Genomic DNA, 25919 nt, shown 5'->3' on the forward strand with positions numbered 1-25919 from the left:
AGAATCAGCCTCGTGAATGAACTCGTCTTCTTTATCAACAACGTGATCGTCGCCGGCAGCGTGACCGGCTCGATCTACGCCATCGGCGCGGTGGGGGTGACCCTGGTCTTCAGCATCATGCGCTTCGCCCACTTCGCCCACGCCGACATGATGACCTTCGGCGCCTTCATGGTGCTGCTGCTGACCATGGCCTTTCCCCAGGCCGGCGCCGCCGTCGGGCTACCCACCGCCGTGGTGATGCTGCCGCTGGCCATGCTGCTGACCGCTCTGCTGGCCGTAAGCATCGACCGGGTGTTCTACAAGCCGCTGCGCGCCCACGGCGTGAAGCCCATCGTCATGGTCATCGCCTCGCTGGGAGTGACCCTGATGCTGCAGGGGCTGATCCGGGTCTTCGCCGGTACCAGCGGCGAGAGCCTCTATATCGACGACCGCAAGGAGATCTTCCGCCTCGCCCTGCCCTTCGAGGGCGCCCGAGCGCCGATCGTGGTCACCGAGCCGCAGGTCATCCTGTTCGTGCTGACCGTGATCTGCGTGGTGGGGCTGCACCTCTTCCTGTCGCGCTCGCGGCTGGGCAAGGCGATGCGGGCGATGTCCGACAACCCCGACCTGGCCCGCGCCTCGGGCATCAACACCAACCTGATCGTGGCGGTGACCTGGGTGATCGTCGGGGGGCTGGCGGCCATCGCCGGCACCCTGCTATCACTGGACGTCACCTTCAAGCCTGACCTCAGCTTCTTCCTGCTGCTGCCGATCTTCGCCGCGGCCATCGTCGGCGGCGTCGGTCACCCCTACGGCGCCATCGCCGGCGGCTTCCTGGTGGGATTCGCCGAGACCCTGGCGGTCTTCAACTGGGGCGTGCTGCTGCGGCCCTTCCGCGACAGCCTGCCGGAGTGGCTCTCAGCTGCCGGCAACCTGGCCTTCGTCGGCTCCGAGTACAAGATCGTGGTGCCCTTCTTCATCCTCGTCGCCATCCTGGTATGGCGCCCCACCGGCATCTTCAAGGGTAAGGTGATCTGATGAGCACACAGCAAACACAACGAGAGGATCTGGTCGCCGCGCCGTCGCGCTTCCCCCTGCGCGAGGTGATACTCTTCGCCATCCTGATGGCCGCCATCCTCGGGGTGTTTACCACCATGGGCGCCGCCTACAGCACCCGCATGCTGGTGGAGGCCGCCTGTTACGCCATCCTGGCCCTGGGCCTGACCATTCAGTGGGGCTACGCCGGCCAGTTCAATGCCGGCGTAATGGGTTTCGTGGCGCTCGGCGGCTACTGCGCCATGGCCTTCAGCATGCCGGTCAATGGCGAGTTCTGGGCAAGCCCCCTCGCCGGCGAGTTGGGCATGGTGGCCCTGATGGCCCTGGGAGGCCTGCTGGTGGTGGTCGGCGCGAGCCGCCTGCATCACCTGGGCGTCCCCAAGCGCCTGCGCACCGCTCTGGCGGTGGTCCTGGCGCTCCTCTTTTACATGCTGGTCTCGGCCCGCCTCGGCGTGGTCACCGAGCAGATCGAGTCGCAGTACGACTATATCGGCGGCCTGGGTCTGCCCCCCTGGCTGGGCTGGATCGTCGGCGGTGTGGTGGCCGGAGTGGTCGGCTACTTCATCGGCAAGGTCTGCCTGGGGCTGCGCAGCGACTACCTGGCCATCGCCACCCTGGGCATCGCCGAGATCATCAAGGCGGTGCTCAAGAATGCCGACTGGCTGACCCGTGGCACCGCCACCGTCTCACCGCTGCCCTGGCCGGTGCCGGGCCCCGCCGAGGTTGGCTTCACCCTGGCACGGGCACTCTATTTCTCGGTGACCGCGGTGATGATCGTGGCGATCTTCTACCTGCTCACCCGCGCCTATCACGCCCCCTGGGGACGCATGATCCGTGCCATTCGCGACAACGAGATCTCCGCCGCGGCCATGGGCAAGGATATCAACCATCGCCGCCTGGAGATCTTCGTGCTGGGGTGCATCCTGATGGGGATCGGTGGCGCCGCGCTGGGCAGTTTCAACGGTCTCTTCGACCCTCAGGGCTACCTGCCCCTCAACCACACCTTCCTGGTGCTGGTGATGGTGATCCTCGGCGGTCCGGGCAACAACCTCGGCACCATCTTCGGCGCCTTCGCGGTCTATATCATCTGGGTGATGTCGGAGCCCCTGGCGCTGGCGGTGCTCGAACTGGCAGTCACCCTGGGCGAAAGCAGCTTCGGCTGGGAGGCCACTACCAACCTCGACAGCCGCGCCCTGCAGGCCCGCGTGTTCGTGATCGGCCTGCTGATCTCCCTGGTGCTGCGCTTCGCGCCCAAGGGGCTGTTGCCCGAGAAGGTCAAGCATCATGGCTGAGCGACGCCAAAGGCCCCAAAGAAGAGAATAGAGATTGAGAGCGTGGCTTCAGCGTTAGCCAAGCCCCGCCATCTTGCCGATAATGGGCCTCGTCACCACATGGAGCACACGAGACGAATGGCAGCGAGTCGGCGTTTACCGTATCGGGTGGCGGACACCATCAAGGGCTGGATCGTGGATCGCCAGCTGATGCCCGGTGACCGACTGCCGAGCGAGGCGGAGCTGATGACCAGGCTGGATGTCTCCAAGGGCACCATCCGCGAGAGTACCCGCGTGCTGGAGGCCCAGGGGCTGGTGGAGACTCGAACCGGACCCGGTGGCGGCGTCTTCGTTTGCCGCATGAGCGAAGCCAAGGCCACGGCGCTACTCAGCCATTACTTCTACTTCCAGGACGTCTCGATTCGTGATGTCTATCAGATCCGTCTGGCACTGGAGCCGGAGCTGGCCGCATCACTGGCCGGCAAGGTCGGCGCCGAAGACCTGGCTCGCCTGCGCGACAGCCTGCACAGCTACGCGGAACCCGCCCGCGACATGGAGGGCGAGCGACAACAGCACATGGAGTCGCTGCACTTCCACGAGATGCTGGCCGAGCTCGCCGGCGGCAACCCGCTGCTCTCTTTCATCATCCGCTTCATCGTGCAGGTGCTCTCGGATCTCACCGTGTATCGCCGGCTCTACGAGCCTGGCGCCCACCAGATCGGGCCCACCGGTTGTCGCTATCATGCACGTATCCTCGACGCCATCGAGGCCGGCGATGCCGAACTGGCTCGCGCACTGATGCGCGAGCACATGCTCTCCGCCCAGGCAGTGATGAACGATAACGAGGCCCAGGTACAGCGGGGCTTCCTTACCGGCTGAATCGAGCGCCGTCCGTCCTCTTCCGTCCTGCCTGTCAGACCCGCGATTCCATCGCGCGCAGGAACTGCATCATTACCCGGGTGGCGCGCTTGGCATCCTCGGCGGTAATCGACTCATCCGGGTGGTGGCTAAGGCCATCGCGACAGCGTACGAACAGCATGCCGATGTCGGTCAGATCATGCATCGCGAGTCCGTCGTGGCCGGCCCCGCTGAACATCCGCTCGACTGGCTCGCCAACGCCGTCACACGCTTCCTCCAGTGCCTCGATCAGCCAGTCGGCACAGGCTACCGCCTCGGCGGCGTAGGTGCGCTCGATCGCCACCTCGAGCCCACGCGCCTCGGCCAGGCGATGAATGGCGCTCAATATCTCCTCTCGCCCGTGGGCGCGAGTCTCACCGTTCGGTGAGCGCAGCTCCAGGGTGAAGGTCACCTCGGAGGGAATCACGTTCACGGCATTGGGGCGGACCTCGAGCTTGCCGACCACTCCGACGAAGTTGTCGCTGGCCTGAAGCCGGCGGTCGGCCTCCACCACCATCTCGGCGGCACCGACCAGGGCATCGCGTCGCCCCGCCATGGGCGTGGTGCCAGCATGGCCCGCCTTGCCGGTGACCGTGACCCGATGGCGCTCGATACCGGTCAGCGCCGTCACCACACCCACCGCATGGTCGCGCGACTCCAGCACCGGTCCCTGCTCGATATGGACCTCGACGAAGCCCAGTACCAGTTCGGGGCGACGCGCCAGATCGGGAATCGCCCCGGGGTCGCCGCCGAAGGCCTGAATGGCTTCCGCCACGCTGATACCCTCGGCATCCCGGGCGGCCAGGCTATCGTCATCCAGCGTGCCCGCCAGGGCGCGGCTGCCGATCAGGGTGGACTGGAAACGGGTGCCTTCCTCGTCACCGAAGGCGACCACTTCCACCCCATAGGGGAGATCCACGCCCTCATCCTTCAGCGCCTGCAACGCCACCAGCGGCAGGGCGACGCCGAGCATACCGTCATACTTGCCGCCCTCGGTGACGGTATCCTGGTGAGAGCCCAGGATCAGGGTCTTCTCTCCCGCGATCGCACGCGGGTTGCGTCCCACCAGGTTTCCCGAGGCATCGAGGCTCGGCTCCAGCCCGGCCTGTCGCATCCAGTCGCCGATCGGCTCGAGCACCTGACGGTGCTCCTCCGAGCAGAACAGCCGGGTAACCCCGGGGCCCGGTCGAGAGAAGGACGCAGCCTCATCGAGCCGCGCCATCAGGATCTCCCCCAGGGAGGGGGCGTTGTTGGCAGTGTTCATAAGAACTCCAGGGTTCAGCGGAGCGGTAGCGAGGCCAGGAAGCCGGCGAAGGTCGGCTCGCGTACACGCTCGATCAAGGTGCGCAGCTCGGCCGCGGGGGTCTCGGACCAGTCCACGCGAAGATCGATGGGAGCGGCGCAAAACGATTCCACCCGCAGCGCCGCGGAGCGAGTGCCTCGGCCATCGCCACCGACCTCCAGCGCGGCCTCGAGGGCCGCCACCAACATCTCGGGAAGCAGCGCCTCGTAGTCGTCACGGTAGTGGGGGGGCTCCACCTCTCGCCACGCCGCCTCGGCATTGATGCAGGCCTGCTCGAGAAAGCCCCAGAGCAGGGCGTCGATCACCTCGCTACCGGCCAGCATGTTGCCCGCAGCGGCGACGGTGGGGCGACACGCGGCGGCGACCACGGGCAAGTTGTCGGTACCACTGTGGACGACGGCTCGCCCCTGGCGATCCATCACCAGGCACTGGCGACGGCTCGCCCCCGGATCCGCCGACACCACTTGGCTGAGGGCCTGCCCGGCACTACCAGAATCACTCAGTACCACGCGCAGCGTGTCGGGATACCAGGGGTTGGTGGCCAACCCCTGAGTGGCACAGGCCCCGATGCCGCGCCAGGCATGGTGCACATAGCCGCCGACTGCCACGCCGCCGGTAGCGGTTAGTGCCGCCACCGTCCCGGTGGTCGGCTGCACGTGCACGAGAGAGAGGGTCATGCTGCGCTCAGTAACCCACCAGGTGGCCGATCACCAGTCCGACCCAGGACAGTCCATAGACCAGTACCATGAAGGGCAGGATAGCCTTCAGCCACTTCTCGTAGGAGACGCGCCCCAGCGCCAGCATGGCCAGGGTGCCGCCGGAGGTGGGCACGATCAGGTTGGTAAGACCATCACCGACCTGGAAGGCGGTAATCATCAGCTGACGGCTCATCCCGACCAGGTCGGCCACCGGCACCAGGATGGGCATGGTAACCAGCGCCTGGCCGGAACCCGAGGGCACGAAGAGGTTGATCGCCCCCTGCACCACGCTGGCCATGATCGCCGACAGGGCTCCGGGAATGCCCTGGATCAGGCCACTCAGGCCATAGACGATGGTGTCGATGATCTGCGCCTGCTGGAGGATTACCTGGATCGAGGCGGCCAGGCCGATGACCAGCGCACCGGCGGTCACCTTGGAGGCACCCTCCATCATCTGCTTGACGATCTCGTTGGCCGAGTAGCCGTTGACGATGCCAATCACGATGGCGATCAGCAGGAACATCCCGGCGATCTCGTTGATGTACCACCCCTGGGTGAACACCCCCACCAGCATCGCTGCCAGGCCCAGCACGAATACACCCAGCGTCCACTTGTCCTTGCCGGACATCGCGTACTGGTCAAGGGACTTGCTCATCGCCTTGGTGCTGTCCGGCTCCTCGAAGTCCATCTTCACCACCCAGCGGCAGATATAGAGGGAGAGCAGGGCCAGCGACGATACCACCATCAAGGTGCGTAGCCAGGCGCCGGAGAAGGTCGGCAACTCGGCGATACCCTGGGCCACACCCACCGTATAGGGGTTGATCGGCGAGAGTGCGAAGCCGATGCCGATGCCCCCCACCGCCATCGTCGTGCCCACCAGGCTCGAGCAGCCGATGGCACTGGCGATGAGCACCGCGATGGGCACCAGGGCGATGTTGTTCTCGAAGCCCACGGCAACCCCAAAGAAGCCGTAGATAAAGGTGCCGGCGGTAATGATCACATTGCGGCGCTCGACACCGACGCGGTTCACGGCCACGCCAATCGCATTCTCCAGCGCGCCGGTACGCTGCAGGATATGGAAGAGGCCACCAGCGATGAACACGATAAAGAGATACAGCGAGGCCTCGTTAAGACCACGGGGAACCGCCACGAAGATGTCGAAGGGGTTGATGGCACCGACATCGCTCAGGTACTGAAACGAATCGGGCACGACGCGGGTACGCCCATCTTCCATGACCCGCTCGAACTCACCCGCGGGCACCACGAAGGTGAGCGCATAGGTGGCCAGCAGGATCAGGAAGATCAACACCATGGGGTCGGGCACCGTCTGGTACCACTTCTTCTTCTGCGCACTCAGCGCCTGGTCACGGGAAGTCATGGCTCTTGTCCTTGTAGGTTTGACACACGCCACCCCCGGATGAGTGGCACTATGGAAAATTAATCATGATAAATTGACCCGTCAAGGAACGGCCGCCCACGACCGCAGCACCCGGTCGGCCTGAAGCATCTCAGTACTAGGGAGATCGAGCCAGCAGACGCGTGACGGCCGAAAGCCGGGGAAAACGCATCGGCCCCGGCGGTTTCCCGCCGGGGCCGATGCTTTCAGGGTGTGGATATCAACACCGAGAGCGGACTTACTTGTTCAGGAAGCCCTTGCTGACGAACTTGCCGTCCTCGACCGCCATCTCCTCGACGATGCCCGGCACGTCGCCCTTCTCGTCGAACTCATGGCTGCCCGAGGCGCCTTCGTAGTTGATCTCCTCACCGGCGGCGATCAACTCCACGGCCTTCTCCCACTCGCCGGGCAGGATCACCTCACCCGGGGCGGAGGAGACGCTGCGCAGCGCCTCGGAGAGGCCCTCGCGCTCGGCGCTGCCGTTCTGCTCGATGGCCAGCGCCAGCAGGAAGGCGGCGTCGTAGCCCTGGCCGGCGAACACCGCCTCGTGGGAGATACCCCCCGCCTCGGCCAGCTCGACGAAGCGCTCGGTGCCGGGGCTATCCGGGTTGCCCGGCCGCGTGGCGATAAAGCTGTCGTTCAACACCTCCTCACCCACGCCATCGAGCAGCCCCGAGATCACCATGCCATCGGCGCCGATATAGCGGTTGAACATGCCGCTCTCGTAGGCCTGGCGCACCACGGTCTGGCCGGAGGTATCGCCATAGGCCAGCACTACCAGATCCGGGACCCCGGTGGCCGAGAGCGTACCCAGCTCGGAGCGGTAGTCGGCGCGGTTGTCCTCGTGGGCCAGGTTCTCGGCCACCGTGCCGCCCTCGGCCTCATAGGTGGCCACGAAGGCATCGGCCAGGCCGCGCCCGTAGTCGTTGTTCACGTAGGTGACCGCGACCTCATCGATGCCCTTCTCCAGCAGCATCTTGGCCAGCGCCTCACCCTGGAAGGCATCGGAGGGCACGGTACGGAATACCAGGTCGTTGTCGTCCAGTTCGGTCACCGCCGGCGCCGTGGAGGCCGGCGAGACCATCACCACCCCGCCCGGGATGGCGGCGTTGTTGGCCGCGGCAATCGTGGCACCGGTGCACAGGGCACCGACGATGGCCGTGACCTGCTCGCTGTTGACCAGGCGGTCGGCCGCGTTGGAGGCCGCCGAGGCATCGGAGCAAGTGGTATCGCCGCTGGGCATGCTGATCTGCTCACCGCCCAGTACGCCGCCCTGCTCGTTGACATGCTGAATGGCCAGCTGCGCCGCATCATAGACCGGTGGAGTGAGGGTCTCGATCGGACCGGTGAAGCCGCCCAGGAAGCCAACCTTCACCTCGGCCTGGGCCGCCCCCATGGCCAGGGCGGAAGCCGCCACCGCCATCGCTACCAGACTCTTCTGAACCGGGCTCTTATTCATATTGTTCGTCTCACTTGGTTTTCAAGGATGGTTTGCAGAGATGACACACCCCTTAAATCTGGAAGGGCAAAGGAAAAAACTCAAGTCTACCCTGCCAACGCTCGGCCCCTCACGGTGGCGAAGTGGCACCTATACTGAGCCAGGCAATACTGACTCAGGCAACACTGAGTCAAGAAGTACTGAGTCAAACAGTACTGAGTCAAACAGTACTGAGTCAGGCAATCCCACCAACGGGAGTTACCATGATGATTCGTCACTCTCCAATTCCTGCGGCCCTGCTTCCTGCCACCATGGCCCTGGCCATGACCGCCGGCGGCGTCCAGGCCTTCGAACCCTCCGGCGAGGAGATCCCCTACCGGGTCGACGGCGAAGCCTTCGCGGGCTATCTCTCCCTTGCCGAGGGCCAGTCCCGCGGCAGCGTGCTGATCATCCATGACTGGGACGGCCTGGATGACTACGAACGCCGCCGCGCCGACATGCTGGCCGAACTGGGCTATGACGCCTTCGCCGTCGATCTCTACGGCCAGGGCAATCGTCCGGCGGAAATCGAGGCCAAGAAGGCCGAGACGGCGCGTCTCTATGAAGATCGCGAACGCATGCGCACCCTGACCCTGGCCGGTCTGGCCGAGGCCCGCGCCCAGGGCGCCGCCAATGACGCGGTGATCATGGGCTACTGCTTCGGCGGCGCGGTAGTGCTGGAGATGGCTCGCTCAAGCGAGGCCGAGGACGTGCACGGCTTTGCCAGCTTCCACGGCGGCCTGAGCACGCCCGAAGGCCAGAGCTGGCCCGAAGGGGCTGGCCCCATCCTGATCGCCCACGGCGGCGCCGATGCGATGATCTCTCTGGAGGATGTCGCCACCCTTGGCAATGAGCTCGAGAGTGCCGGCGCCACCTACCAGATCGAGATCTACTCCGGTGCTCCACACGCCTTCACCGTCTTCGGCAGCGACGCCTATCGGCAGCGCGCCGATGAGCGCTCCTGGCGCGCCTTCCAGGAGCTGCTTGCGCAAGCCCTGCCGCCCTCTTCCTGACCGGCTGTTTCCTGGCCCGCTATTTCCAGGCTCGGGCCCGGCACCTTGCTGCCCACCAAGCCTGGAATATTCACCCACTGACGTGACGACACCGTCGCCGGCACGGCCTGCCTTGCAGCAGGCAGCCTAACGTTGACGTGAAAAGCATCGTTGTAGCGGAAACGACAGAACTTCTTTCTGTAGAATCACCGCCCTGCATAACAAGTTCACCATAAAGCTGCATTTATCCGGCAAGGAGTCATGCAATGACCCGATCCTCGCATAGCCCCAGGGGCAACTTCTGGCGGCGCACGCCGCTCTGGCAGAAGATCCTGGCCGGCCTGGTACTCGGTGTGCTGGTCGGCGCCCTGATGGGCGAAAGCGCCAGCGTCTTCAAACCCATCGGCGATATCTTCATCAGCGCCATCAAGATGTTGATCGTGCCGCTGGTGTTCTCGACCCTGGTGGTCGGCATCACCGCCATGCGCGACCCGCAGAAGATGGGACGCATCGGGGCCCGCACCATCGCCCTCTATCTGATCACCACCGCCTTCGCCATCAGCATCGGCCTGCTGGCCTCCTGGATCTTCCAGCCGGGGGTCGGCCTGGAGCTGAGCTTCGAGGCCGGTGCCGAGGCCAAGGAGGCTCCCAGCCTGGTGGAGATCATCGTCGGCCTGGTGCCTCAGAACCCTGTCAGCGCCCTGGCCAGCGGCAATATCCTGCAGATCATCGTGTTTGCGATCGGCCTGGGGATCTCGCTGACCCTGATCGGCGAGAGAGGGGAACCGGCGGTACGCGTCTTCGACAGCTTCGCCGAGGCGATGTACAAGCTCACCGGTATCGTCATGGCCTTCGCCCCGTTCGGCGTCTTCGGCCTGATCGCCCATGTGGCCGGCAGCTATGGCCTCGAGGTGCTGCTACCGTTGGCCAAGGTGATCGCAGTCGCCTACCTGGCCAGTATCCTGCATGTGCTGGTGGTCTACTCCGGCATGCTCGCCCTGATCGGCAAGCTCAATCCGCTGCGCTACCTGCAGGGCATCCTCGACGCCCTGGTCGTGGCCTACTCCTCCGCCTCCTCGTCGGGCACCCTGCCGGTCTCCATCCGCTGCGCCCAGAAGAACCTCGGCGTCTCGGAGGGTGTCTCCGGTTTCGTGCTGCCGGTCGGTGCCACCATCAACATGGACGGTACCGCCATCTATCAGGGTGTGGTCGCGGTATTTATCGCCCAGCTGCTCGGCGTCGACCTCAGCCTGATGGACTACGGGATGATCATCGTCACCGGCACCCTGGCCTCCATCGGCACCGCCGGTGTACCCGGTGCCGGCCTGGTGATGCTCTCCATCGTCATGGCCCAGATCGGCCTGCCGCTGGAGGCGATCGCCGTTATCGCCGGCATCGACCGTATCCTCGACATGGCCCGCACCAGCGTGAACGTGGCCGGCGACCTGATGGTCACCACCCTGGTCGGCAAGAGCGAAGGCGAGCTCGACGAGAGCATCTACAACGCCCCGCGCAAGAGCTGACTCACCCGGGGCCGGCACCCTGCCGGCCCCGCCCGCCTCCGCCCGCCTCCCCATGCTAGAGTGACCCGACACATCCGCGTGCGGAGGTCACCATGCAGATAACTCACCTCAGCGGCAGTCGCCGCGCTATCGGTCTGGGGCACGGCCGTGCCCATGCGCCGCTGATCCACGCCAGCATCGAGGTCTACGACCGCCTGTTCCGGGACTTCGTCGGCCTCGACTGGCCCCAGGCGCGCCGCCAGGCCGAACGCTTCGGCGCCATGATCGAGCAACGCTTCCCCACCATTCTCGAGGAGATGGCCGGCATCGCCGAGGGCGCCGGGCTCGAGCTCGCCGATATCCTGACCCTCAACTGCCGCAGCGAGATATCGCTCACCCAGGCCAGCGGCGGCTGCTCCGCCTTCGCCCTCGAACGCGCTGAAACACAGTGGCTAGCCCAGAACTGGGACTGGCGCGCCGACCAGCTCGACAATGTGGTGGCGCTGCATATCGAGGGCGACGACGCCCCGCCGCTGGTCAGCATCGGCGAGGCCGGCATGGTGGCCAAGATCGGCATGAATGCCCACGGCATCGGCGTCTGCCTCAATGCCATCCGTTCCCGCACCTGCGGCGAGGGGCTGCCGATCCATGTGGCGCTGCGCCGGATACTCGAGAGCCCCGACCTGGCCTCCGCCCGTGCGGTGGCCACCGACAGCCGGGTCTGTTCTCCGGCGCACTTCCTGGTGGCGAGTACCGATGGCCGGGCGGTGGGCCTCGAGGTTCACCCCGGCGAGCCCGGTGTGCTCTCCCCCCGCGGCGGCGCGGTCACCCACACCAACCATCTCTATGACGCCGCCGTGACCTGCCAGATCGAGGACTTCCCGCGCCCCGACTCACGCCCTCGCCTGGAGCGCCTGGATACGCTGCTGGGTAGCCTGGCGGAAGATGCCCCGCTAGACGAGGCACGGCTGTTCGAGATCCTCGCCGACCACCAGCACCATCCGCTGTCGATCTGTCGCCACTTCAACCCCGACCAACCCGCCGAGGAGCGCATGGAGACGCTGTTCGGCGTGGTCATGAATCTCACCGAGCGGCGCCTGACGCTGCGCCACGGCAAGCCGTGCGAGAGCGAAGACAGCCTCGAAATACGCCTGACGCCGGCCTGATCTGGATCAACGGGGTCGCGAAGGGGGCCTTGCGACGAGGCCCGTGAAAGCGCATAATTTGCATACGCGAAAGATTCTCATTACCCCGCAAGAAGGAACTACCAATGACGCGTCATCTGCTGCCCCTGCTGCTCGCCGGCCTGATGGCCACCCCCGCCCTGGCCGACGACGACCAGCCCCAGCACTTCAGCGGCAAGCCGGCCGACACCATGGCCGAGGCCGTGGCCAACGCCAGCGAAGCCAACCGGGAACTTGCCGAGCTGCTGGACGGCGAGCTCAGCGACGCCGACCTGGCCAGGATCCACCAGCTCTCCTACACCATGGAAAACGCCCTGGGGCGGATCCACGAGGAGGTCTACCAGCTGGAAGGCACCCTGGAAGAGGTCCACCTCGGCTCCGAGGCCTTCGATCGCGAACGGGTACGCAGCAACGGCGAGGCCTACCTGGACGGCATGGCCCCGCTGCTCGACTAATCACGCGCGGCGGGCCTCAGCCCGCCAGCGCCTCCTCCACCAGGGCTCGCGCCTCCTCGCTCATCGGCAGTTCAAGCGCCAGTTCGTGGGCCCGCGGCGACATCTTCTTCCAGGTCTTCTGGACGATGCGGATCAGGTGATCATGGTCGATCTGCCTGGAGAAGTCGGCGAAATAGTGCTCCAGGAAGACCAGGCAGGCACAGTCCTCCACTGCCTGGGCGCCCGCCTCTCGCCCCAGCCCCTGCTTGCGAATCATCCGCGCCACCGCCTCGGCATCCTCTTCGGCATAGCCCGCCTCGCGCATCAGCGCCGCGGTGGTCGCACCGGCGCGCTGGCCCTGATCGCGACGCCAGGTCAGGTAGCCCACCCGGCCCTCGGGATAGTCGCTGCGCGGCAGCTCCCAGCGCTGCAGATGCTGCCCCCGCACGGCCAGGCGCATGCGCTCATCGGGGTGCTCGTGCAACCGCTCCAGCCAGGCACTCATGCGCCCGGCATGCCATAGCTCCCGAGGCACGCTCTCGCCCTCCACGGTGACGTGGCGAGGGTCCTGGGCATGCAGCGCATCGAGCGCCCCCATGACCTGCTGGAAGGGGGCTTCGTCGATAGACGGAACCGTCATTTACACATCTCCCGAAGATTCACTCGTTATGTCGCCCACTCCACGCGGTCGCGGCCGAGTTCCTTGGCACGATAGAGCCGACGGTCGGCGCGGGCATAGAGCCGGTCGAAGTCATCCTGTTCGCCCGCCTCGGCGATGCCGATACTCACACTAAGCTCACCGGTGGCCGCCGCCCCAGGCAGGGGCATCTTCCCTACCGCTTCCAGCAGGCGATCGGCGAGGCGATGGGCCGCATCGAGGTCGCTGTGAGGCATCAGAATGGCGAACTCCTCACCGCCCATGCGAGCCACCACATCCATGCGACGCACACTCTCCTGCAACAGCCGGGCAAACCGCACCAGGACCTCATCGCCCTGAGGGTGGCCATAGGTGTCGTTGAAGCGTTTGAAATGATCCAGGTCCAGCAGGACCAGGGCGAGAGGTTCATCACTTCGCTCACGGCGGGCGAAGGCTCCCTCCGCCTCCTGCAGCAGGCGGCGGCGGTTACCCAGTCCGGTCAGCTGGTCGGTCAGGCTAAGGCGCTGCATCGCCTCGCTCTGCACCTGCAAACGCCACAGCATCAACAGCACACCCCCGATCGCCACCAGCAGTGACCACATCAACACGGCGACAGCCAGGGTAAGGCGCTGCATGAAGTGCCGCTGATCGGCCGAGGCCTGGTGCAGCAGTTGATTCAGCTCGCTATAGGACCAGGCCAGCGACTCCTCGATATCCAGCCCCAGTTCGCGCAGCAGGTGGGCCTCCTGGGGTGTCAGGGTGCTGTCGCGGCCCACACGGTCAATCACCCGCTCCAGCTCCGACAGGCGGCCTTCCGCATCCGCCAGCTCCGCCACGAAGGGCCGATAATCCTGGGGGGGCAGATCGCTGTGCCGCAGGTGGTTATCAAGCCCCTGTATCCTGAGCGGGATCCTCCAGATCAGATCACGCAGCTGCTCCAGATAGATCGGGTCGGGCCTCTCGACCAGGCTCTCCAGGATCAGCCGCAATCGATCGGGGTCATGCTGGGCACGCACCAGATCGGTCACCATCGCCGCGTAGTTGGCACCCACCAGCCGTCGCGCCTCGGAGTAGTAGACCCCGAAGGTCGAGAGACACAGCAGCACGACCAGCAGATAAGCCAGCAGCAGGCCTCTTGCCCACAGGCGTGACATCACCTGACGTTGATCTCGCGAATGGCCCAGATCCAGCGTGTCATGGGCTCGCTGCCTTCGATCACGGCCTCGGCTTCCTCCGGCACCACCAGCATGAAGGGCCCATGGCTCCTGACGGTAAGCGGCTCTCCATCGATCCGGGTCACCAGCAGATAGGCCTTCTCGCGACGCTGAGCAGGCGTCAGAAAGGTGGTGTAGCCATCATGGGCGACGAAGCGCACCCGAGGCGCCGAATCCAGGCCATACTCGCGCAGGAAATCATCCAGCCAGACCCCGGCGAAGCGCCCCTCGAAACCTTCCGGATGCCGCATATCGATGCTGGTCGTTGGCACAGCCTCCACCTCGTCCAGCGTCAGGGTGCGTTTCGTGGTGCCCTGAGAAAGTATCAACCCAGCCGGGGAAGCCAGCGCCACTCCCCCGACCATCAGCAGCAGCCATGCCGCATGGATAAGATATTGGCGTAAACGGGGCAAGCTGAGTTCCTCAATCTTGATCATTTTGACTATGCGCAGCTTGACCCCAACTTTCAAGGTTAGCCTGACGCCGAAACATCAATGGCTTAACAAGGAAAGCCAGATGTCATGACGCCGACAAGAGGTTGTCATCATCGCCGCGGATGATGCGGTGGCCGACCTCATCACCCTCGGAGTTACTCATGAACATCACTCGTCGTGATGCCCTCAAGCTCGGTCTCAAGGCAGGTACCACCCTCGGCACCTGCCTGGCCGCCCCCTCCATCGTGCTGGCCCAGGGCCGCCGCCCGATACTGCCCTACGGCGTGATGAGCGGCGACATACGCCACGACCGCGCCATGCTCTGGGCACGCGCCGACCGGCCCGCACGCATGCTGGTGGAAGTCGCCGACAACCCTGAGTTTCGTCACGCTCGTCAATTGATGGGGCCCGAGGTCCTGCCTGCCACCGACCTCACCGCCAAGCTCGACGTCACCGGCCTTGGCGGCATGGATACCGCTCACTACCGTGTGCGCTTCGCCGCCCTCGACGACCATCGCGCCATCAGTGAACCGATCACCGGCCGGCTGCGCCTGCCGCCCGCCACCCGCCGCGACGTGCGCTTCGTCTGGTCTGGCGACACCGTCGGTCAGGGCTGGGGCATCGACGAATCGCGCGGCGGCATGACCACCTACGCTACCATGCGCCGACAGCGTCCCGACTTCTTTATCCACTCCGGCGACACCGTCTACGCCGATGGCCCGCTCAAGGAGAGTGTGACGCTGGCCAACGGCGAGACCTGGCGCAACCTGGTCACGCCGGAGAAGCTCAAGGTGGCGGAAACGCTGCAGGAGTTCCGCGGCCAGTACGCCTACAACCTGATGGACGCCAACGTTCGCCAGTTCAACGCCGAGGTCCCCATGCTCGCCCAGTGGGACGACCACGAGACCACCAACAACTGGTACCCGGGCGAACTCCTCGACGACGACCGCTACACCGAGAAGAACGCCAGCCTGCTGGCGGCTCGCGCGCGGCGTGCCTTCTTCGAGTACATGCCGCTGCGCGAGCTGCCCGAGGCGCCCGGCAGGATCCATCGACGCTTCGCCTATGGTCCCAGCCTAGAGGTCTTCATGCTCGACATGCGCACCTACCGCGCGGCCAACAGTCCCAACCGGCAGGCCGAGGGTGAGGCAGCCACCTTCCTGGGGCAGGATCAGCTACGCTGGCTGCTCGAGGGCCTGCGCCGCTCCACCGCCACCTGGAAGATCATCGCCGCCGATATGCCGATCGGGCTGGTCGTGCGCGACGGCGAGCACTTCGAGGCCATCGCCAACGATCACCATGGTGAGCCACTGGGGCGCGAGATGGAGATCGCCGAGCTGCTGCGCGCCATCCGCGATGACGCCATTCACAACGTGGTGTGGCTCACCGCCGATGTGCACTACACCGCCGCCCACCACTACTCACCCGAACGCGCCAGCTTCAAGGAGTTCGCCCCCTTCTGGGAGTTTGTCAGCGGTCCTCTCCACGCCGGCACCTTCGGGCCCGGCGAGCTGGATGGCACCTTCGGTCCCGAGGTGGTGTTCCAGAAGGCACCACCGGCGGGACAGTCCAACCTGCCGCCCTCCGACGGCTACCAGTTCTTCGGCCAGGTGGATCTCGACGGCGAGAGCGAGGTCCTCACCGTCACCCTGATGGATGCGGCCGGGAACGCCCTGCATACCCAGGCATTGACGCCCCAACGGGCGTAAAACATCGGCCACTCTGCAACGAAGCGCCGCCCCGATCAGGGCGGCGATGGCGATCAACAGGGGGAGCTCAAACATGCAGGGCATCCTTTCCGATGGTGAGCGGCAATGCTGACGCTTCAACCCAGGCCGTGTCACTCCTCCGCAGGGGGAGGAGCAGATGTCGGCGGTGTGCAGCCGGCCCGTACCAGGGTGGGCGGCCGGTAATTCGAATTCTCCTGCCAGCGCCGCCACACCGAGGGATCCACGCTGACGCCCACGGCGGGCAGTCCTTGCGAGCCCCGGCCATAGTGCCGAAAGTGACGACCGCTGCCATCACGATCGCGCAGCGAGCGGTACCAGCGATAGAGCCCCTTCAAGAACTCGGCATGGGAGTCCCGTATCTCGCCGCGGTGCGCCACTTCCGCCGCCTCCGGCAGATCCACCGCCAGCCCCGCCTCATGAGCCTGGCGGCACAGCCACGCATAGGCCAGGTCGGCCAGCGGGTCGACGCCGCCGTCGGGCATCTCGTATCCCCCTCCCACATTGGCGTGCGCACCGACAAACCAGCGCTGCTCCACCTCACGCTGGCTGGCCTTCAACTTGCCGCTGGGGTGCGACCACAGGGCCGCATCGTAGGCCGCGCGATGCTCATCCAGTGCGAGCGCCTGATAGGCTCGCCGCACGATGGAGGAGAGCTCGGTATCATGCCAGGAGAAGCGGCCATGTTCGGAAAGCTGGGTGCCGGGGATCCCCAGGGCCCCCACGGTTTCCCAGACGCCGATGAAGTCGACCCTGATCTCGCGGCTGTAATGGCGGCGAAAGTCACTACAGGGCGCCGCATCGGGGGCGATGCGCTTGTTGCGATAGAGCGACTCCGCCTGCTTGACCAGGGCCGGCGTGGAGACCCGCAGCAAGCCGCACTTGCGGATCATGCCCACCAGGCTGCGGGCCGTATAGGCCCCGCGGCTGAAGCCGAAGATAAAGACCTCCGAGCCCTCCACATAGTGGCGCACCAGCCAGTCATATCCATGTTGAAGGTTACGACTCAGCCCCACTCCGAAGGCCCCGCCGACCAGGCGCTCCCACTGCCGGGTACCGACCCCCGGCTCGTAGAAGAAGCGCTGGCGTACGCCGTGAGCATCGAGGTCGTGGATATCCCCCGCCAGCCGATAGACATTGGTTCGGTCCTGAGGATCGTTCCAGGTACCGTCGAACAACAGGATCAAACGCTGAGAAGGGTGAGACATGGCCGCTCCCTGATGCCCTGCCCTCGGCCGCCCGCCCCATCGGCGGCGGCTCAAGCCCGGGCAAACCTTGCATCATTGGATACCCTCAAGGTAGACCGACACGCCACCCGCCGGGAGGAGAGACCATGAAATACCTCTTCGAAGTGAAGATCCGCGACGGCCACACCGCCGAGGAGTATGCCGACGCCTGGGTGCGCGCCAGCGAACTGATCCAGCAGGCCCCCGGCGCCCTGGGCACCGAGCTGCATCGCAAGATCGGTGACCCCAAGACCCTGATCGCCATCGCCCACTGGGACAGCAAGGCCAGCCGCGACGCCATGGAGGCCCAGCCTGCGGCCCGCGTGAAGGAGATCATCAAGAGCGCCGCCCCCTTCTGCGAGATCCGCGTGATCGGCGAGTTCGAGGAGCCAGAGTGGGTGGTGATGCCGCCAGACTCACCAGATGCTTAGCCTGCTCCGGTGGCGTAAGCTTGGGTAACAAGTGTTACCCGCCCGCCATCGACAAGCAGGATGCTGCCATGGACAAGAAAGCCCTCAGCGAACGGGATATATGTACCAAGTTCATCACCCCGGCGCTGGCGCGCGCCGGCTGGGACATCCACTCCCAGGTGCGCGAGGAGGTATCGTTCACCGCCGGCCGCATCATCGTACGCGGGCGGCTGCATACCCGCGGCAAGCGGCGCCGCGCCGACTACCTGCTGAGCTACCACAAGAACCAGCCCATCGCGGTGATCGAAGCCAAGGACAACAAGCACAGCCTCGGCGACGGCATGCAGCAGGCCCTGGCCTACAGCGACGCCCTCGATGTGCCGTTCGTGTTCTCGAGCAACGGCGACGGCTTCCTGTTCCACGACCGCACCAGGCTCGGCGAGCAGACCGAAAGCATCCTCGGCCTCGACGACTTCCCCGCCCCTGACGAGCTCTGGGAGCGCTACTGCCGCTACAAGGGCATTGGCTCCGCCGAGCGGCCGGTGGTCGAGGAGCCTTACTACGATGACGGCAGCGGACGCAGCCCGCGCTACTACCAGCGCATCGCCATCAACCGCGCCGTAGAGGCCGTCGCCCGCGGCCAGGATCGTATCCTGTTGGTGATGGCTACCGGCACCGGCAAGACCTTCACCGCCTTCCAGATCATCTGGCGGTTGTGGAAGGCCAGGCAGAAGAAGCGCATTCTCTTTCTCGCCGACCGCAACATCCTGGTCGACCAGACCAAGAACAATGACTTCAAGCCGTTCGGCCAGGCCATGACCAAGGTCACCAACCGCACGGTGGACAAGTCCTACGAGATCTATCTCTCGCTCTACCAGGCGGTCACCGGCAGCGAGGAAGAGCAGAACATCTACAAGCAGTTCTCGCCGGACTTCTTCGACCTGATCGTCATCGACGAGTGCCACCGCGGCAGTGCGGCGGTGGACTCCGCCTGGCGCTCGATCCTCGACTACTTCTCCTCCGCCACGCATATCGGCCTCACCGCCACGCCCAAGGAGACGAAGGAGGTCTCCAACATCGATTACTTCGGCGAGCCGATCTACACCTACTCGCTCAAGCAGGGCATCGAGGATGGCTTTCTCGCCCCCTACAAGGTGGTGCGCGTGGATATCGACCGTGACCTCCAGGGCTGGCGGCCCAGCAAGGGGCAGGTCGACAAGCACGGCGAGCTGATCGAGGACCGCATCTACAACCAGAAGGACTTCGACAGACACCTGGTGCTGGAAAAGCGTACCGCGCTGGTGGCCCGCAAGATCACCGAATTCATGGCGAGCACCGATCCCTATCAGAAGACCATCGTCTTCTGCGAGGACATCGACCATGCCGAGCGCATGCGACAGGCGCTGGTCAACCTCAACCCCGAGCGCGTGGCCGAGAACCGCAAGTACGTGATGCGCATCACCGGCGACGAGGCCGAAGGCAAGGCGGAGCTCGACAACTTCATCAACCCCGAGGCGCGCTATCCGGTCATCGCCACCACCAGCAAGCTGATGACCACCGGCGTCGACGCCCAGACCTGCAAGCTGATCGTGCTCGACCAGCGCATTCAGTCGATGACCGAGTTCAAGCAGATCATCGGCCGCGGCACCCGCATCAACGATGACTACAACAAGCACTGGTTCACCATCCTCGACTTCAAGAAGGCCACCGAGCTGTTTGCCGACCCCGACTTCGACGGTGACCCGGTCAAGGTCTACCAGCCGAAGCCAAACGACCCCATCGCCCCGGATGACGAACTAAACGAGGACGAGGTTGCCGCCGGCGACAGCGCCGAGGGCATCGAAGAAGCCCATGGCGACTACGAGGTAGAGGAAGGCGCCACCTGGCAGAATGACGACACCTTCGGCAGCGCTGATCTAGGCAGCGATGAAGGCCCCGGCAAGCGGGTCAAGTACGTGGTCGACGATGTGGAAGTCAGCGTGGTGGCCGAACGGGTGCAGTATCTGGGCCCCGACGGCAAGCTAATCACCGAGAGCCTGCGCGACTACACGCGCAAGAAGGTGAAGGAGCAGTTCGCTTCACTCGACGACTTCCTGCGCCGCTGGCATGACGCCGAACGCAAGCAGGCCATCCTCGATGAGCTGGCCGAACAAGGCGTGATGTGGGAGGAGCTGGCGGCCGAACTGGGCAAGCGCTGGGGCGACGAGCCCGACCCCTTCGACGTGATCTGCCATATCGCCTTCGACCGCCCGGCGCTGACCCGCCGCGAGCGCGCCGAACAGGTGAAGAAGCGCGATATCTTCACCCGCTACGAGGGCCAGGCGCGTCAGGTACTGGAGACGCTGGTCGACAAGTACGCCGATGCGGGCATCGAGCCGATCGAGGATCCCAAGGTGCTTACCCTGGCTCCTTTCAGTAACATCGGCGCCCCCATGGAGCTGGTCAGGGCCTTCGGCGGCAAGAGTGGCTACCTCACAGCGCTGCAGGACCTAGAACGTCAGCTATACGGATAACAGATGCTCAACTCACACCAAATAGCCGCAGAGCTGCAGAAACTGGGCTTTGTCTTGGATAAGGACAACGCTCGTATCAAGGGCCTGCTGCACCCCGCTACCCAAACCCGTGTTTACGTTAAAACCAGCGCTGCAGGACACCCGGTAAGCAAGGCCCCCTTGGTGATACATCCTGACAATCTCAACAGGTGTCAGGATATCGATGCTACCGGAGTCAGGTCAGGCGAGAAGTTCCACAACAGCAACCTCACTGGCTACCCGAAGACCTTGCACACTGGTGCAAATCCAATCACTCATGGGCTTGATATCGATGTGCCCACGACAGCTGCTTTGCAACAACTCCTTACCCTTCTTATGGGTACTGAGTCGAATGACATCTACGGAGATATTCAGGCGGCGGATCAACAGCTGGACGGACTTGATGAAACTACGCGCGAGCAGGTCATCGATGCACGCCGCGGCCAGGGTATCTTCCGTGCCGAGTTGGAAAAAGCTTGGGATACCCGCTGTTGTGTGACCGGGGTCAAGCAGTCTGCCTTACTTCGAGCCTCCCATATCAAGCCCTGGCGCTACAGCAGTAACCGTGAACGGCTGGACCCGAACAATGGCCTGTTACTGATGGCCAGCCTGGATGCTGCTTTCGATGCGGGACTTATCAGCTTCCGAGACGACGGTGCGATTCAACTCAGTCCTCAGCTGAAGCCCGCTGATGCACTGCCCGCCGGCATCCACAACGACCTCGCGATTAGCAAACCTCTCTCATCGGCACAGCAACACTTTCTGCAATACCACCGCGACCATATTTTCAGGAATTAACCCATGAGCATCTCCACCACCATCAAGTCCATCCAGGACATCATGCGCAAGGATGTCGGCGTCGACGGCGACGCCCAGCGTATCGGCCAGCTCGTCTGGATGCTGTTCCTGAAGATCTTCGACGACCGGGAGCAGGAGTGGGAGATGTTCAATGAGGACTACCGCTCGCCGATTCCCGAGCCACTGCGCTGGCGCCGCTGGGCCGCCGACCCCGAAGGCATGACCGGCGACGAGCTCAAGGAGTTCGTCGACAATATGCTCTTCCCCGGCCTGCAGCAGCTTCAGGCCCGCGGCGACGACACCCGTGCGGTGGTGATCCGCAATGTCTTCGAGGACGCCTACAACTACATGAAGTCCGGCCAGCTGATGCGCCAGGTCATCAACCGGCTGCAGGATGGCATCGACTTCAACACCCAGGACGACCGCCACCAGCTCGGCGACATGTACGAGCAGATCCTCAAGGACCTGCAGAGCGCCGGCAATGCCGGCGAGTTCTACACCCCGCGGGCGGTCACCGAGTTCATGGTCAACCGGGTGGACCCGAAGCTCGACGAGATCGTGATGGACCCGGCCTGTGGCACCGGCGGCTTTCTTACCTGCACCATCGAGCACAAGCGCAGCCGCTACGTGAAGACGCCGGAGGACGAGCAGACCCTGCAGGCCAGCCTGCGCGGCATCGAGAAGAAGCCCCTGCCCCACCTGCTGGCCACCACCAACCTGATCCTCCACGGCATCGAGGTGCCAGAGCAGATCCGCCACGACAACGCCCTGGCCCGCCCGCTGATCAGCTGGGGCCCCAAGGAGCGGGTGGATGTCATCGTCGCCAATCCGCCCTTCGGCGGCATGGAGGAGGACGGCATCGAGACCAACTTCCCCCAGGCCTTCCGCACCCGCGAGACCGCAGACCTCTTCATGACGCTGTTTATTCAGCTGCTGAAGGACGGCGGCCGCGCCGCGGTGGTGCTGCCAGACGGCTTCCTGTTCGGCGAGGGCATGAAGACCCGCCTCAAGGAGAAGCTGCTCACTGAGTGCAACCTGCACACCATCGTTCGCCTACCCAACGGGGTGTTCAATCCCTACACCGGCATCAAGACCAACCTGCTGTTCTTCACCAAGGGCCGGCCCACCGAGCAGATCTGGTACTACGAGCACCCCTACCCCGAGGGCTACAAGAACTACAGCAAGACCCGACCGATGCGCTTCGCCGAGTTCGCCACCGAGATCGACTGGTGGGGCGAGGAAAGCGACGGCTTCGCCAGTCGGGAGGAGACCGAGCAGGCCTGGAAGGTCGGCATCGAGGAGATCAAGGCGCGGAACTACAACCTGGACATCAAGAACCCCCACCAGGGCGAAGAGGTCAGCCACGACCCCGACGAGCTGCTGGCACAATACGCCCAGCAGCAGGCGGAGATCCAGGAGCTGCGCGACCAGCTCAAGCAGATCCTTGGTGATGCGCTGAGCCACTCAGCACAAGATCAGGAGGCTCAGGAAGCTCCTCACCAAGAGGAGCAGCAGGCATGAGCGCGCGGGAGCTGATCACCGAACACCTCGACCTCTGGACCGGTGCCGTGACCCACAAGAGCAGCGCCGGACGCGGTCGCAACGGGAAGATCGAGCTCACGGGTATTAAGAAGCTGCGGGAGCTGATTCTGGAGCTCGCAGTACGAGGCAAGCTGGTGGAGCAGGACCCCAGCGACGAACCCGCCAGCATGTTGCTGGAGCGCATCGCCGAGGAAAAGGCGCGGCTGGTTAGAGACGGGACAATCAAGAAGCCCAAGAAGCTGCCAGAAGTATCGGAAGATGAGAAGCCATTTGACCTCCCAAATGGGTGGCAATGGGCACGGCTTTCCGATGTTCTTCGCGTCATCAATGGCCGAGCCTACAAGAAGCATGAAATGCTTCAAGCAGGTACCCCGTTGCTACGGGTTGGAAACCTCTTCACCTCCAGTGAGTGGTACTACTCGGACTTGCAGCTTGATGATGACAAGTACATCGATCAAGGAGACCTGATTTATGCTTGGTCAGCCTCTTTTGGCCCATTCATCTGGGACGGTGGACGAGCCATCTACCACTATCACATCTGGAAGCTTGAGCTATTCGATCAGTCATCCACTAACAAGCACTTTCTCTACAACTACCTGAAGGCCGTCACTGAGGAAGTAAAGTCCTCCGGAAGTGGCATCGCCATGATCCATATGACGAAGGCTAAGATGGAGGAGCTGGCTGTACCTTTGCCACCCCATGAAGAGCAACAACGCATCGTAGAGAAGGTCGACGAGCTGATGGCCCTCTGCGACCGGCTGGAGCAGCAGGTAGGCGACCAACTGGAAGCCCATGAGGTGCTGGTCGATACCCTTCTCGACGCCCTGACTCGCTCCACAGGTGCCGCCGAAGTGGCCGAGAACTGGGCCCGCATCGCCGAGCATTTCGATACCCTTTTCACCACCGAAGCCAGCATCGACAAGCTCAAGCAGACCATACTTCAGCTGGCGGTGATGGGGCGGCTGGTGGAGCAGGACCCCAGCGATGAGCCTGCCAGCGTATTGCTGGAAAGGATCGCCGAGGAGAAGACACGGCTGGTGAAGGAAGGAAAGATCAAGAAGACAAAGAAAATTCCTGACGTAACTGAAGATGACTTTCTCTTTAAACTGCCAAAAGGTTGGTCCTGGACTCGGTTTGAGAATATTGTAGATCCGAAGTTTTCAATTTCTTACGGCGTGCTCGTTCCTGGCCCTGAGACAAAAAATGGCGTCCCTTTGGTTAGGGTTGCTGACTTGTCTGTCAGCAACCCTTCTGATCAGCCAGAGAAAAGCATCTCCCATGGAGTTGACAAAAAATTCGCTAAGACTCGACTTAATGGAGGAGAGATCCTTCTCTGTGTCGTGGGAAGCATCGGAAAACTTGGTGTAGCTCCAAACAGCTGGAAGGGTGCGAATATTGCACGAGCGATTTGCCGAATCATGCCCACCGAGCTGGTTTCAAAAAGCTATATCCTGATGCTATTGCAAACAGAGTTCATGCAAGATAGATTCGGCAAGGATACGCGAACTTTGGCACAGCCAACATTGAATGTCGGTCTCATAAGGAGTGCATCTACTCCGCTCCCCCCATTTGAAGAGCAAGAGCGAATTGTCGAGAAAGTCGATGAACTGATGGCCCTTTGCGACCAACTCAAGGTTCGCTTGGGCGAGGCAGGCGAGACCCGTGTTCACCTCGCCGAGGCGGTGATGGAGCAGGCGGTTCAGTAAGACTTACTGCGGCAGTAACGACAGGGAGAGTGCATGGCCATAGAACAAGGTATCTGGAGGCTCGCCGGCAATTCGGGGGAAGCGCCGCAAAAGCTGCGCCCCGCGGGGCTGGCCGACGAGGGACTGCTGGAAGAGCAGATCATGCAGGATGTGGCGATCCTCAACCGCGACTGGCTACTGATCGGCCGTCAGGTGCGCACCGCGTTCGACAAGCTGGTCGACCTGCTGGCCATCGATGCCAACGGCACGGTGATCATCATCGAGCTCAAGCGCGACAAGACCCCGCAGGACGTGGTGGCGCAGGCCATCGACTACGCCTCCTGGGTGGTTACCCTGGCCGACTACCAACTGATCGATATCTACCAGGATTTTGCCGAGCGGTACGACAGGCCCCACCCCACTCTCGACGAGGCCTTCGAGGCCAAGTTCGGCATCCCGCTGGATAGCGTGACGCTCAACGAGAGCCATCAGCTGGTGGTGGTCGCCACCCGGCTCGACGCCAGCAGCGAGCGCATCATCACCTACCTCAACGAGCATGCCCAGCTATCGATCAACGCCATGTTCTTCGCCGCCTTCGAGGATGGTGGCAACCGCTATCTTAGCCGTGCCTGGATGATCGACCCCGACGAACCGCCCCGCCCCACTACCCGCAAGGCAGGCAAGGAGCCCTGGAACGGCGAGTTCTACGCCTCCTTCGGCGGCGATCGCCCCTGGGAGCTGGCCCGCCGTCATGGCTTTATTGCCGGCGGCGGTGCGGCCTGGTACTCCAAGACGCTCAACCTGCTCTCCGAAGGCGACCGGGTGTGGGTGAATATTCCCAAGACCGGCTACGTCGGCGTGGCCGAAGTGACCGGCGAGCGCTGCCGCGCCGATGAGTATCGCTTCGAGACACCGGAAGGCCCCAGAACGCTGCTGGAGATGACGCTTGGCGAGGACTACGCCCAGCTCGGTCCCGAGAAGGACGATGACGAGGCGGAGTACCTGGTGCCGGTTCGCTGGCTACACACCGTCAGCCGCGACGAGGCCTTCAGCGAGGTGGGTCTCTTCGGCAACCAGAACACCGTCTGCAAGCCGACCACGCCCAAGTGGTCTCACACCGTGGAACGCCTGAAGCAGGTGTGGCGCATTGACGACCGCCTCACCCCCTAGCGACCTTCACCGCGGTCCCGGTCGCCACCAGAAACAGCATCGACTTGCCGCCGCCGGAGATCTCGCTGTAGTCGAGGTCGATGCCGATGACCGCGTTGGCGCCCACGGATTCCGCCTCCTTTCGCAGCTCGTCCAGGCAGGTCTTTCTGGCATCACGCAGCGCGTTCTGGGACGACTTGTTGCGCCCACCGAAGAAGTCGCGGAAACCGGCAAACATGTCCTTGAGGACGTTCATGCCGAATACGCATTCGGCGGAGACGATGTCGATATGCTCGGTGACACGGTAGCCCTCGAGATGCGATGAGGTGGTCAGGATCACGCGTTCAGCCATGATCGGGGCACTCCTGTTGTGACGC

Annotated in this window: 23 protein-coding genes; 14 read left to right on the forward strand and 9 right to left on the reverse strand. The window is 64.0% G+C overall.

Going from position 1 to position 25919, the window contains the following annotated elements:
- Nucleotides 1–12: 12 nt before the first annotated feature.
- The 3 genes from E0702_RS03610 to E0702_RS03620 all read left to right on the forward strand — a co-directional run bounded on the left by E0702_RS03610 (nucleotide 13) and on the right by E0702_RS03620 (nucleotide 3185).
- Nucleotides 13–1017 (forward strand): branched-chain amino acid ABC transporter permease, encoded by a 1005-nt coding sequence (locus E0702_RS03610; protein WP_132041611.1) that lies wholly within the window; start codon nucleotides 13–15, stop codon nucleotides 1015–1017.
- Nucleotides 1017–2327 (forward strand): branched-chain amino acid ABC transporter permease, encoded by a 1311-nt coding sequence (locus tag E0702_RS03615; RefSeq protein ID WP_132041612.1) that lies wholly within the window; start codon nucleotides 1017–1019, stop codon nucleotides 2325–2327. Before E0702_RS03610 ends, E0702_RS03615 begins: the two co-directional genes overlap by 1 nt.
- Nucleotides 2328–2444: 117 nt before the next feature.
- Nucleotides 2445–3185 (forward strand): FadR/GntR family transcriptional regulator, encoded by a 741-nt coding sequence (locus tag E0702_RS03620; RefSeq protein WP_132041613.1) that lies wholly within the window; start codon nucleotides 2445–2447, stop codon nucleotides 3183–3185.
- A gap of 34 nt (nucleotides 3186–3219) precedes the next feature.
- Here E0702_RS03620 and E0702_RS03625 read toward each other — a convergent pair whose 3' ends face one another.
- The 4 genes from E0702_RS03625 to E0702_RS03640 all read right to left on the reverse strand — a co-directional run bounded on the left by E0702_RS03625 (nucleotide 3220) and on the right by E0702_RS03640 (nucleotide 8059).
- Nucleotides 3220–4467: a M20 family metallo-hydrolase gene (locus tag E0702_RS03625; RefSeq protein WP_132041614.1), complete on the reverse strand. Its 1248-nt coding sequence runs from the start codon at nucleotides 4465–4467 to the stop codon at nucleotides 3220–3222.
- Between the two features lie 14 nt (nucleotides 4468–4481).
- Nucleotides 4482–5183, reverse strand: a complete 702-nt coding sequence (locus E0702_RS03630; RefSeq protein WP_132041615.1) for a DUF1028 domain-containing protein — start codon at nucleotides 5181–5183, stop codon at nucleotides 4482–4484.
- 7 nt (nucleotides 5184–5190) lie between these two features.
- Entirely contained in the window at nucleotides 5191–6582 is a 1392-nt protein-coding gene (locus tag E0702_RS03635) for a YfcC family protein (RefSeq protein WP_132041616.1), read from the reverse strand.
- A 256-nt stretch (nucleotides 6583–6838) separates the two neighbouring features.
- Entirely contained in the window at nucleotides 6839–8059 is a 1221-nt protein-coding gene (locus E0702_RS03640) for an ABC transporter substrate-binding protein (RefSeq protein ID WP_240721662.1), read from the reverse strand.
- Nucleotides 8060–8301: 242 nt separating this feature from the next.
- Here E0702_RS03640 and E0702_RS03645 point away from each other — a divergent pair, with 242 nt between their 5' ends.
- The 4 genes from E0702_RS03645 to E0702_RS03660 all read left to right on the forward strand — a co-directional run bounded on the left by E0702_RS03645 (nucleotide 8302) and on the right by E0702_RS03660 (nucleotide 12210).
- Nucleotides 8302–9090 carry a dienelactone hydrolase family protein gene (locus E0702_RS03645; RefSeq protein WP_132041617.1) on the forward strand — a complete coding sequence of 263 codons (789 nt, stop codon included), beginning with the start codon at nucleotides 8302–8304 and terminating at the stop codon, nucleotides 9088–9090.
- A gap of 245 nt (nucleotides 9091–9335) precedes the next feature.
- The gene (locus E0702_RS03650) at nucleotides 9336–10592 is read left to right on the forward strand and encodes a dicarboxylate/amino acid:cation symporter (RefSeq protein WP_132041618.1); all 1257 of its coding nucleotides are present in this window, start codon (nucleotides 9336–9338) and stop codon (nucleotides 10590–10592) included.
- Between the two features lie 92 nt (nucleotides 10593–10684).
- Complete coding sequence (locus E0702_RS03655; RefSeq protein ID WP_132041619.1) at nucleotides 10685–11737, forward strand: C45 family autoproteolytic acyltransferase/hydolase; 1053 nt, start codon at nucleotides 10685–10687, stop codon at nucleotides 11735–11737.
- Nucleotides 11738–11841: 104 nt separating this feature from the next.
- The gene (locus tag E0702_RS03660; protein WP_132041620.1) at nucleotides 11842–12210 is read left to right on the forward strand and encodes a DUF6746 family protein; all 369 of its coding nucleotides are present in this window, start codon (nucleotides 11842–11844) and stop codon (nucleotides 12208–12210) included.
- Between the two features lie 16 nt (nucleotides 12211–12226).
- On the opposite strand, the gene E0702_RS03665 is transcribed toward E0702_RS03660, so the two are convergent.
- From E0702_RS03665 to E0702_RS03675, 3 genes are read right to left on the reverse strand one after another with little or no spacing between them, the layout of a single operon-like run.
- The gene (locus tag E0702_RS03665; protein WP_132041621.1) at nucleotides 12227–12829 is read right to left on the reverse strand and encodes a DUF4202 domain-containing protein; all 603 of its coding nucleotides are present in this window, start codon (nucleotides 12827–12829) and stop codon (nucleotides 12227–12229) included.
- A 26-nt stretch (nucleotides 12830–12855) separates the two neighbouring features.
- Entirely contained in the window at nucleotides 12856–13980 is a 1125-nt protein-coding gene (locus E0702_RS03670) for a GGDEF domain-containing protein (protein ID WP_240721666.1), read from the reverse strand.
- Nucleotides 13980–14453 (reverse strand): molybdopterin-dependent oxidoreductase, encoded by a 474-nt coding sequence (locus E0702_RS03675; RefSeq protein WP_161422962.1) that lies wholly within the window; start codon nucleotides 14451–14453, stop codon nucleotides 13980–13982. Before E0702_RS03675 ends, E0702_RS03670 begins: the two co-directional genes overlap by 1 nt.
- A 182-nt stretch (nucleotides 14454–14635) precedes the next feature.
- On the opposite strand from E0702_RS03675, the gene E0702_RS03680 reads away from it, so the two are divergent.
- Entirely contained in the window at nucleotides 14636–16183 is a 1548-nt protein-coding gene (locus tag E0702_RS03680) for an alkaline phosphatase D family protein (protein ID WP_132041624.1), read from the forward strand.
- A gap of 131 nt (nucleotides 16184–16314) precedes the next feature.
- On the opposite strand, the gene E0702_RS03685 is transcribed toward E0702_RS03680, so the two are convergent.
- Entirely contained in the window at nucleotides 16315–17409 is a 1095-nt protein-coding gene (locus E0702_RS03685; protein WP_132041625.1) for a DUF2235 domain-containing protein, read from the reverse strand.
- A gap of 125 nt (nucleotides 17410–17534) precedes the next feature.
- Between E0702_RS03685 and E0702_RS03690 the strand changes: the two genes are divergently transcribed.
- From E0702_RS03690 to E0702_RS03715, 6 genes are all read left to right on the forward strand, one after another.
- A complete protein-coding gene (locus E0702_RS03690) occupies nucleotides 17535–17858 on the forward strand; it encodes an antibiotic biosynthesis monooxygenase family protein (protein ID WP_132041626.1) in 324 nt (107 codons plus the stop codon).
- 68 nt (nucleotides 17859–17926) lie between these two features.
- Entirely contained in the window at nucleotides 17927–20350 is a 2424-nt protein-coding gene (hsdR, locus tag E0702_RS03695) for an EcoAI/FtnUII family type I restriction enzme subunit R (RefSeq protein WP_132041627.1), read from the forward strand.
- A 3-nt stretch (nucleotides 20351–20353) separates the two neighbouring features.
- Nucleotides 20354–21166, forward strand: a complete 813-nt coding sequence (locus tag E0702_RS03700; RefSeq protein ID WP_132041628.1) for an HNH endonuclease — start codon at nucleotides 20354–20356, stop codon at nucleotides 21164–21166.
- Nucleotides 21167–21169: 3 nt separating this feature from the next.
- Nucleotides 21170–22687 carry a type I restriction-modification system subunit M gene (locus E0702_RS03705; RefSeq protein WP_132041629.1) on the forward strand — a complete coding sequence of 506 codons (1518 nt, stop codon included), beginning with the start codon at nucleotides 21170–21172 and terminating at the stop codon, nucleotides 22685–22687.
- Nucleotides 22684–24414 (forward strand): restriction endonuclease subunit S, encoded by a 1731-nt coding sequence (locus tag E0702_RS03710; protein ID WP_132041630.1) that lies wholly within the window; start codon nucleotides 22684–22686, stop codon nucleotides 24412–24414. Before E0702_RS03705 ends, E0702_RS03710 begins: the two co-directional genes overlap by 4 nt.
- 33 nt (nucleotides 24415–24447) lie before the next feature.
- Complete coding sequence (locus E0702_RS03715; protein ID WP_132041631.1) at nucleotides 24448–25563, forward strand: endonuclease NucS domain-containing protein; 1116 nt, start codon at nucleotides 24448–24450, stop codon at nucleotides 25561–25563.
- Here E0702_RS03715 and E0702_RS03720 read toward each other — a convergent pair.
- A complete protein-coding gene (locus tag E0702_RS03720; RefSeq protein WP_132041632.1) occupies nucleotides 25553–25894 on the reverse strand; it encodes a YbjQ family protein in 342 nt (113 codons plus the stop codon). The genes E0702_RS03715 and E0702_RS03720 overlap by 11 nt on opposite strands.
- Between the last annotated feature and the right edge of the window lie 25 nt (nucleotides 25895–25919).

It is taken from the genome of Halomonas marinisediminis, from assembly GCF_004347715.1.
Classification (GTDB): Bacteria; Pseudomonadota; Gammaproteobacteria; order Pseudomonadales; family Halomonadaceae; genus Halomonas; species Halomonas icarae.